The 6,948-nt window shown below is 70.2% G+C and carries 5 protein-coding genes; 2 read left to right on the top strand and 3 right to left on the bottom strand.

The genetic code is table 11. The annotated features are described in order from the left end of the window. Positions 1–135: 135 nt before the first annotated feature. From ACZ56B_RS04640 to rpmF, 3 genes are all read right to left on the bottom strand, one after another. A complete protein-coding gene (locus tag ACZ56B_RS04640) occupies positions 136–570 on the bottom strand; it encodes a hypothetical protein (protein WP_468786213.1) in 435 nt (144 codons plus the stop codon). 289 nt (positions 571–859) lie between these two features. Continuing rightward, entirely contained in the window at positions 860–2,047 is a 1,188-nt protein-coding gene (locus tag ACZ56B_RS04635; protein ID WP_468786211.1) for a GTP-binding protein, read from the bottom strand. Between the two features lie 7 nt (positions 2,048–2,054). Then, positions 2,055–2,225 (bottom strand): 50S ribosomal protein L32, encoded by a 171-nt coding sequence (gene rpmF, locus ACZ56B_RS04630; protein ID WP_468786209.1) that lies wholly within the window; start codon positions 2,223–2,225, stop codon positions 2,055–2,057. Positions 2,226–3,257: 1,032 nt separating this feature from the next. Between rpmF and ACZ56B_RS04625 the strand changes: the two genes are divergently transcribed. After that, the gene (locus ACZ56B_RS04625) at positions 3,258–4,943 is read left to right on the top strand and encodes a ribonuclease J (protein WP_468786207.1); all 1,686 of its coding nucleotides are present in this window, start codon (positions 3,258–3,260) and stop codon (positions 4,941–4,943) included. 1,177 nt (positions 4,944–6,120) lie between these two features. Beyond that, positions 6,121–6,831 carry a glycoside hydrolase family 11 protein gene (locus tag ACZ56B_RS04620; RefSeq protein WP_468786205.1) on the top strand — a complete coding sequence of 237 codons (711 nt, stop codon included), beginning with the start codon at positions 6,121–6,123 and terminating at the stop codon, positions 6,829–6,831. Positions 6,832–6,948 lie beyond the last annotated feature (117 nt).

The raw sequence follows: 6,948 nt of genomic DNA, 5'->3' as shown, positions 1-6,948 counted from the left end.
ACCTACCCCCTGCTTTTCCTCGCCACTCCCCCACGCTCCTTCTGCTTCCTCCCTCCTCCCTTCCCTGCCCCCTTTTCCGTCCCTCCCTTTGTCGGCTCCACCCCCGGAACCGGCCGCTGAGCGTGCCCGCGGATGTCAGGGCAGGCGCAGGAGGTTGAGCCGGTGGCCCTCGGCCTGGGGGAGCCGTTGCGCGGCGACGGCGGACACCATCTGCTGGTGGGGGAGCGACGACTGCGCCACCAGGTCTTCGGGCAGGCTGATGAGGGTGTGACGCCAGTACACGTGCATCCGGCCGCCAGTCGGCCAATCGGCCGGACCAGGGCAGTACCAGTGCATGCGGGCCTCGACCTTGCTCAGGGCGTCGTGCTGTTCCTGAGCGTCGAAGAAACCGGGGCCGGCGGTCTCCAGGACCAGCAGGGCGCCCGGGAAGTGGTCTGCGATGAGGCCGATGGCCCCGCGCACGTCGGGTTCGGGCGGGTAGGGCAGTACGGCCTCCGCGACGAACAGGTACGGCCCGGTGCCGATCTCGACCACGGTGGCGTCGGGGGGCGCGGACAGGAAGTCCGTCACCCACCGGTCGAAGGGAAGGGTGCGCAGTGGCGCGCCGGTGAGGCTCGGGAGATCGTCGAAGCGTCCGACGTCGTAGTCGATCGATGCGACGATCCCTTCGGCCCGCGCGTCCTCAGAAGCGCGTGTTCCTTGCGGTTCTCCACGGCGCGGGCATACAGCGGTACGAGAAGGGTCTCCTGCACCGTCCCCGAGTGCGGCTTCCCGCTGTCGTCCATGAGCGGCCCCTCTGACACGGGCGTGTACCGGGCCGGACGGTGCCGTGGCTGCGACCACCGCCCGACCCGGAGTCTCAGCGCCCCGTCACGGTGGTGAGGGGGTCGTACTCGTGGGCGCGGCTCTCGTCGAAGCCGTGGGTGTCCCAGGCGGGGAAGGGGTCGGAAGCGGGCAGGGCTTCGCCTTCCCGCACGAGGCAGTCGGTCAGGGCGGCCCGCAGCGGCTCCGCGTCCAGATGAGTTCCGATGAAGACGAGTTCCTGGGCGTGAAGGCCGTCGGTGTCACGGGCGGAGAAAGGCTCGAAGCGCGCCACCGAGCCGGCCTGCGACCACAGTCCTGTCACGCGGGGTCGGCCGGCGAGGGTGAAGAAGCCCTTGGATCTGAGGACCTGCCCGTAGGCGCCGCTGTCCAACGACTCCGTCACGAACGTCCACAACCGTCCGGGGTGGAAGGGCCTCGCGGAGCGGAAGACGGTCGATGAGATGCCGTACTCCTCCGTCTCGGGAACGTGGTCGCCGTTGAGTTCTCTGACCCACCCCGGGGCCTGCTGCGCGCGCTCCAGGTCGAAGCGGCCGGTCCCCAGAACCTCGCCGGCCGGGATGCGGCCCCGCACGGCCGGCACCACTCGGGCGGCGGGGTTGAGTCGTGCCAGGGTGGCCCGGAGCCGGTCGGCGGACGCGGCGTCGACGAGGTCGAGTTTGTTGAGGACGATGACGTCGGCGAACTCGATCTGGTCCATCAGCAGGTCGCTGACCGTGCGTTCGTCGTCCTCGTACTGGTCCAGGCCCCGTTCGGTCAGCTCGTCGCCGCCGGCCAGCTCGGGCAGGAAGTGGGCGGCGTCCACGACCGTGACCATCGTGTCCAGCCGGGCCAGGTCGCCGAGGGTGGTGCCGTCGTCGCGGGCGAAGGCGAAGGTGGCGGCCACCGGCATGGGCTCGGAGATGCCGGAGGACTCGATGAGGAGGTAGTCGAAACGCCCCTCGCGCGCCAGCCGGGCCACTTCCTCCAGCAGGTCGTCCCGGAGGGTGCAGCAGATGCACCCGTTGGTCATCTCGACCAGGCGCTCCTCGGTGCGGGACAGGGCGGCCTCGCCGCCGCGCACCAGGGCGGCGTCGACGTTGACCTCGCTCATGTCGTTGACGATGACGGCGACGCGCAGGCCCTCGCGGTTGGTGAGGACGTGGTTGAGGAGGGTGGTCTTGCCGGCTCCGAGGAACCCCGACAGGACGGTGACGGGAAGGCGCGGCGAGGGGGCACGGGTCATGCCGGGCTCAGCCCTCGGGGTGGAGCAGACCGCGCTCGTACGCCTTGGCCAGCCGCTGGGGAACGAGGTACGGCACGCCGCCCACGGTGACTGTCACCAGCTGCGGCGTCGTGGCCTTCCACTGCGCGCGGCGGTGCCGGGTGTTGCTGCGCGACATCTTGCGTTTGGGTACGGCCATGAGGACCTCCGGGGTGCGATCGATGAGCGAGGCAGACGATACATGAAAATGGATGTCATTACGATCAGTGGCGTCGTGCCCGTCCGCGACGATCCCGTTCCGGAGCCCTTCCGGGGTGGTCCCACGGCACTGTCCCGGACCGGCGCGGAGCGTCGGACGGATCGGCGGAGGGGGGCGCCGGCTGGGCGCACCGTGACGCTCCGGGGCGCGGCATGCGGGGCCGCAGGCCCAAGGACGGGGCCTGACCTGTTCCTTCGTGCGCCTCGCTCAGGCGGACATCCTTCCGATGGCGGTGCGTGTGGAGGGCGTGGCGATCCTCGAACCTGCGAGCAAGAGTCCCTGACCTGGGCTTTTGCCGTCCGGGTGGGTTGCTCGACCTGTTTCCCTCCGGGCGGCGGTTCGAGAAGGCGGATCGATCTTCACAGCTCGTCGACCTGCGAATCCATGAGCGAGGTGCCTGCACGGGCGACGCCTTCGGAGGGGCGTTCGGAGGTTCTCGACGCTCGGATGACGCCCGAAGCGGCAGGCTCTGCCGCATCTCCGCCGGCGCTGCGAGCCACCATCGTCGACCCCACGTTGCTAAGTGAGCCGAACGCTCACCAAGAGCCTGTCCGTGACAGCGTCCGTCAAGGTCGCTCCCGCCATCGACTGGGCCTGCGGAAGCCGTGCGAGCCGCCGGCCGCAGGAAGACCGAGGTTCCCGAGCGCGCATTTCAGCCCACCCACGCCCGAGGACCGCCGATGCTTCCCGAGTCATCTCCCACGCGTCCGCCTCCCTCGCAGGTCAGCTGGAACAAGGATGGGGGCTGCCACCACAGCTTGAAACCGGCCGTCTCGACGTGGAGCGCGTCGCCGGCACCACCGGGCTCACGGCTTACCCACCGCAGGCGGTACCGCCTTGCCCCCTCCCCGTCCGGCCGCCGACGTCATCCGATCACACCGGAGCAGCCGCTGCCGGTGCCTCGCTCCGTCGGGCGGAGAGATCACACAGGCAATGGATCATCTCGTTCCGTTCTCCGGGTACCGTCAGGGTATGAGTCATCCGCACCCCGAGCTGAAAGCCGCCCCGCCCCTTCCCGAAGGAGGGCTGCGGGTCATCGCCCTGGGCGGCCTGGGTGAGATCGGCCGCAACATGACCGTCTTCGAGCACGCCGGCAAGCTGCTCGTCGTCGACTGCGGCGTGCTGTTCCCCGAGGAGACCCAGCCCGGCGTGGACGTGATCCTGCCGGACTTCACCTCGATCCGGGACCGGCTGGACGACATCGTGGCCGTGGTCCTCACCCACGGTCACGAGGACCACATCGGCGGCGTGCCGTACCTGCTGCGCGAGCGGTCCGACATTCCCGTCGTCGGCTCCAAGCTGACGTTGGCGTTCCTGGAGGCCAAGCTCAAGGAACACGGCATCCGGCCGCGCACGGTGCGGGTGCGGGAGGGCGACCGGCGCGGCTTCGGGCCCTTCGACTGCGAGTTCGTGGCGGTCAACCACTCCATCCCGGACAGCCTCGCGGTCGCGATCCGCACCCGGGCCGGGATGGTGCTGCACACCGGCGATTTCAAGATGGACCAGTTCCCTCTCGACGACCGCATCACCGATCTGCGCGCCTTCGCCCGCCTGGGCGAGGAGGGCGTGGACCTGTTCCTCACCGACTCCACCAACGCCGAGGTGCCCGGCTTCACCACCTCCGAGCGGGAGCTGAACCCGGCGATCGAGCAGGTGATGCGCACCGCGCCGCGCCGGGTCATCGTCTCCAGCTTCGCCAGCCACGTGCACCGCATCCAGCAGGTCCTGGACGCCGCCCACCAGCACGGCCGCAAGGTCGCCTTCGTGGGCCGGTCGATGGTCCGCAACATGGGCATCGCCCGTGACCTGGGCTACCTGAAGGTCCCCTCCGGTCTGGTCGTGAGCACCAAGGAGCTGGAGAAGCTCCCGGACCACAAGGTCACTCTGGTGTGCACCGGCTCCCAGGGCGAACCGATGGCCGCGCTGTCACGGATGGCCACGCGCGACCACCAGATCCGCATCGGCAAGGGCGACACCGTCCTGCTCGCCAGCTCCCTCATCCCCGGCAACGAGAACGCCATCTACCGAGTGATCAACGGACTCACCCGGTGGGGCGCCCACGTGGTCCACAAGGGCAACGCCAAGGTGCACGTCTCCGGGCACGCCAGCGCCGGCGAACTCGTCTACTGCTACAACATCGTCAAACCCCGCAACGTCATGCCCGTGCACGGCGAATGGCGCCACCTGCAGGCCAACGGCGACCTCGCCATCCGTACCGGTGTGGACCCCGATCGGGTCGTCATCGCCGAGGACGGCGTCGTCGTCGATCTGGTCGACGGGCGCGCGTCCATCACCGGCAAGGTCCCCGCCGGCAACGTCTACGTGGACGGCATGGAAGTCGGCGGCGCCACCGAAGCGTCCCTCAAGGACCGCCTCACCCTCGCCGCCGAAGGCGTGGTCACGGTGGTGGCGATCGTCGACGCGGACACCGGCGCCCTCGCCGAGGCCCCCGACTTCCTGGCCCGCGGCTTCGTCCACGACGACACCACCTTCGAGCCGGTCATCCCCGTCATCGAGAAGACCCTGGCCACCGCAGCCGAGGAGGGCGTCGGGGACGCGCGCCAGCTCGAACAGCTCCTCGCTCGCGCCGTGGCGAACTGGGCGTTCCGCGCCCACCGCCGCAAGCCCCTCATCATCCCCATCATCATCGACGCCTGAGCCACAGCCCGGCAGGTGTCCGGGGTCGGGCGCCGATGTGCACGAGGGGAAACGCGGCCATGAGTTCCTCGTGTCCAGCCTCTTCACCGGCCCGCCGGGCCGGCCTGTACGAACTGCTGCGCGCACTGTTGCACACCGGCCGCGCCGTATGCGTCGACCACGACCCGCTCCTGCGGGCGTACGACGTCATCCGGCCTGGCGCGGGCCGCACGCCGACCGGTACCTCACGGACGGCGGTGATCTTCCCATCTGCCCACGACACCTCGCCCTGCGTGACGAGGCTGTCAGCCCGGCCTGCGCCGCCCCACCGCGAGCGCTGGTCGCCTCCTGCCGGGCTCCGGCTCGTGGACCCGAGCGGTGCCGTCACGCCGCCGAGGCCCCCGGTCGCGGGCGCGGGCGGCGGGACCCGCCCCGGGCACATCCGGACTGCCGCAGCTCCGCGCGGGATCGGCTGTCCCCCGGCAACCCACGCCTGCGCGACCTTCCACGGGCCTGGAGCAGAAGCGGGTGGCTCTGGACGCGGTGCGCGAGGCACTCGCCGGCGACCACGACGGGCTGCGCGACCCGCGGCCCCGGTACGGCCCCGGTGCCGGCCCCGTGGACGCACCGGCGTGGCTCCACGAACTCGAGGCAGATGAAAGAGCTGATCCGGACACGGTGCAGCTCGTCGGAGCCGCCGACGGATGCGGGGGTCCGCGCGCGGCACCGCACCTCGACGTGGGCGACGGTCGCGGATCTCGCCGCGTCGTACGCGGTGACCCGGGCAGGCCGCTCGCGCGCGGTCGTTCCCGGTGGGGGCCGCCGCAGTCGCGTCCGCGCGTCTCCGAAAGTTTCGAATGGTGCGTACATGCTTGCGTTGCGTCTCTTCCCGATCTCATTCCATCCTTCGCGACGGTTCGCGTGAGAAGTATCTTGACCAGCGAAGGTGCTCCCGCCAAGACCTCTCCTGGGGGAAGAGTCGTTTCCGAAAGAATGTCGAAAGTGTTGACAGGGTCATGGCGTTCTACGAAAACTGTGGCCACCGAACGACAGGAAGCCGTCGTTCCCCTCGCGTCGTGTGACCGGGGACGGCGGTCGGTCGTCGCGGCACGGCGACGGGCGACCCCCGCCGTGTTCCATGCAAGGCCGCGGACGGCAGGAGCCGCCCGCCCCCCACCAGCCTTCATCGGGAGGACGCATGCAGCAGGACCAGATCCAGCAGAACCCCGCTCCCTTCAGCGGCTTGAGCCGGCGAGGCTTCCTCGGCGGCGCCGGCACCGTCGCGCTCGCCACCGCGTCCGGACTGCTGCTGCCCGGCACCGCCCACGCCGCCACCACCATCACCACCAACCAGACCGGCTACGACGGCATGTACTACTCGTTCTGGACCGACGGCGGCGGCTCCGTCTCCATGACGCTCAACGGCGGCGGCAGTTACAGCACCCGGTGGACCAACTGCGGCAACTTCGTCGCCGGCAAGGGCTGGAACACCGGCGGGCGCAGGACGGTCCGCTACACCGGCTACTTCAACCCGTCGGGCAACGGCTACGGCTGCCTCTACGGCTGGACGTCGAACCCGCTGGTGGAGTACTACATCGTCGACAACTGGGGCAGCTACCGGCCCACCGGCGAGTACAGGGGCACCGTCCACAGCGACGGCGGCACGTACGACATCTACAAGACGACGCGGTACAACGCCCCCTCCGTCGAGGGCACCCGCACCTTCGACCAGTACTGGAGCGTCCGGCAGTCGAAGGTGACCAGCGGCTCCGGCACCATCACCACCGGCAACCACTTCGACGCCTGGGCGCGCGCGGGCATGAACCTGGGCCAGTTCAGGTACTACATGATCATGGCCACCGAGGGCTACCAGAGCAGCGGAAGCTCGAACATCACGGTCAGCGGCTGACCTCCGTCCGGCGGACAACCGGCTGCGGGGGGGGGGGGCGGGGTGGGGGGGGGGGGGGGGGGGGGGGGGGGGAGAGAGGGGGGGGGGGGGGGGGGGGGGGGAGGGGGTGGAGAAAGA

The sequence above is a fragment of the Streptomyces sp. NPDC034670 genome, from assembly GCF_055574875.1.
The sequence above is the reverse complement of the archived record's forward strand: the minus strand, read 5'-3'. Positions and strand labels throughout refer to the sequence as shown.